Genomic DNA, 2,609 nt, shown 5'->3' on the forward strand with positions numbered 1-2,609 from the left:
CGAGAAGTGAGCCACCTCTGATTATGGATTTTGGTTCATGCTGGGGTCAAGGGCGTGTTTGTCTCCTTCTTTTTGCGGGCTGCAACGGCTGAGCTTGCCTTGAAGCGAAAGCTGTCGTTTCCGGTTTCAAGGATGTGACAGCGGTGAGTAAGGCGGTCGAGCAAGGCGGTTGTCATCTTTGCATCACCGAAGACCATAGCCCATTCGCTGAAGCTCAGGTTGGTGGTGATCACGACGCTGGTGCGCTCGTAGAGCTTGCTCAGCATATGAAACAGCAGTGCCCCGCCTGATGCGCTGAACGGCAGATAACCAAGTTCATCAAGGATCACGAGATCAAGCTTGGTCAGGCCTTCTGCGATTTGGCCTGCCTTTCCCTTGGCCTTTTCTTGTTCAAGCGCGTTGACCAGTTCTATGGTGGAGAAGAAGCGGACCTTGCGTCGGTGATGTTCGATGGCCTGGATGCCGATGGCTGTTGCGACATGGGTCTTGCCGGTTCCCGGGCCGCCAATGAGGACCATGTTCTGGGCGCCGTCCATGAACTCGCAGCGGTGCAGCGTCCGGACGGTGGCCTCGTTGATCTCGCTGGCGGTGAAGTCGAAGCCAGAGAGATCCTTGTAGGCCGGGAAGCGAGCGGACTTCATGTGATAGGCAATTGAGCGAACCTCGCGTTCGGCCAGTTCGGCCTTCAGCAGTTGCGACAGCATTGGTATGGTCACTTCAAAGGCCGGTGCGCCCTGCTCGATCAGATCGGTTACGGCTTGTGCCATCCCATACATCTTCAGGCTACGCAGCATGATGACGATAGCGCCAGCGGCGGGATCATGACGCATGGCGGCCTCCGGCTATCTGGGCGCGTAGGCCGTCATAGCGTTCGACATTGGCCTCGGGTTCACGGTGAAGGGCCAGTACCTGTGGAGTATCGAGTGGCGGCACGCCGATCACCTTGCCGTCGACCAACCGGTGCAACAGGTTCAGCACATGGGTCTTTGTCGGTACGCCCTCGGTCAGTGCCAACTCTACGGCAGTGAGAACGGCTTGTTCGTCGTGATGGAGCACGAGGGCGAGGATATCGACCATCTCGCGATCACCGCCCGGCTTGCGCAGCATGTGATCCTGCAACTGTCTGAAGACAGGTGGTAATTCCAGAAATGGCGCCCCATTCCGAAGAGCCCCGGGCTTGCGTTGAACGACTGCCAGATAATGTCGCCAGTCGTAGATCGCCCGTGGAGGCAGATTGTGACTGCGTTGGATCACGCGCGCATGTTCGCACAGGATGCTGCCCTCAGCCGCCACAACCAGCCGGTCCGGATAGACCCGTAGGCTGACCGGTCGATTTGCGAAGGATGCCGGAACGCTGTAGCGATTGCGCTCGAAGCTGATCAGACAGGTGGGTGAGACGCGCTTGCTCAACTCGATAAAGCCATCAAACGCGATGGGCAACGGCATCAGCGCGGCCTGCTCTTCGGCCCATACATCGGCGATCGTGCCAGACTGTTTGCCATGCGGGGTCTGCCGCCACAGCTCAAGGCATCGCGCTTCCAGCCAGGTATTCAGCGCGGCAAGGTCTGAAAAGTCTGGCATCCGTTGCAACATCTGGTGACGGGAATCCCGAACGTTCTTCTCGACTTGCCCTTTCTCCCAACCCGCTGCCGGATTGCAAAACTCCGGCTCATAGACGTAGTGGTTTGTCATGGCGAGAAAGCGCATGTTGATCTGCCGCTCCTTGCCGCGGCCGACGCGATCAACCGCCGTGCGCATGTTGTCGTAGATGCCCCGCCCCGGGACTCCGCCGAAAACCCTGAATGCGTGCCAGTGAGCGTCAAACAGCATCTCATGGGTCTGCAAGGGATAAGCCCGAAGCAGAAAAGCCCGACTGTGCGACAGCTTGATATGCGCCATCTGCAGCTTCGTGCGCTCGCCGCCCAGAACCGCAAAATCCTCGCTCCAGTCGAACTGGAAGGCATCGCCGGGGTCAAAATGCAGCGGCACAAAGGTTCCGCGCCCCGTCGTCTGCTGTTCGCGCTGCCGATCTGCCTTCCACCGTCGCGCAAAAGCCGCCACCCGGGGGTAGGAACCGGTGAAGCCAAGCACAACAAGATCGGCATGCAACTGCTTCACGGTGCGCCGCTCTTTGCGCGACTTCCCGGCTTCGGTCTTCAGCCAGCCCGCCAGCTTCTCGGCAAAGGGGTCGATCTTGCTTTGCCGCTCCGGCGTCGCGAACTTTGGCTCGATCGTGTTCGCCGCCAGATGCTTGGTCACGGTATTACGCGACACTCCCGTCAGCCGTGCGATCTCGCGGATCGACAGCTTCTGCCGCAAATGCATCCGTCGGATGATGTTCAATAGTCCCATGTGGATCACTCCGTTGCCCCCGCCGCTCACCGCTTTGGGGAAAGGTTCACATGGCTCAGTTCTCAGTGAAAATTATCCGCCTAAACGGCGCAGTTCTGGATGAAAATCAACATTTCCGGGTTATCGGGCGGCCTGTCGCGCCGCACCGTCTTCGGATCGACACCGATCAGGACGCAGGCCCGGCGTTGAGAGATCGGATGACCCTTCATCGCCCGCAGAACCGCGTCCCGCCGCGCCATCGGTGTCGTCAGGGTTTT

2 protein-coding genes and 1 pseudogene are annotated in these 2,609 nt (G+C 59.3%); all 3 read right to left on the minus strand.

Annotation, left to right across the window (positions count from 1 at the left end):
- Nucleotides 1-35: 35 nt before the first annotated feature.
- The gene (gene istB, locus ACOVQ0_RS06330; RefSeq protein ID WP_333790727.1) at nt 36-830 is read right to left on the minus strand and encodes an IS21-like element helper ATPase IstB; all 795 of its coding nucleotides are present in this window, start codon (nt 828-830) and stop codon (nt 36-38) included.
- Nucleotides 820-2,352 carry an IS21 family transposase gene (gene istA / locus ACOVQ0_RS06335; protein ID WP_421881659.1) on the minus strand — a complete coding sequence of 511 codons (1,533 nt, stop codon included), beginning with the start codon at nt 2,350-2,352 and terminating at the stop codon, nt 820-822. The genes istB and istA overlap by 11 nt, the downstream gene beginning before the upstream one ends.
- Nucleotides 2,353-2,462: 110 nt before the next feature.
- Nucleotides 2,463-2,609 (minus strand): annotated as a pseudogene (locus ACOVQ0_RS06340) (IS3 family transposase); the annotation flags it as partial.

Source organism: Novosphingobium sp., assembly GCF_049240505.1.
Taxonomy (GTDB): Bacteria; Pseudomonadota; Alphaproteobacteria; order Sphingomonadales; family Sphingomonadaceae; genus Novosphingobium.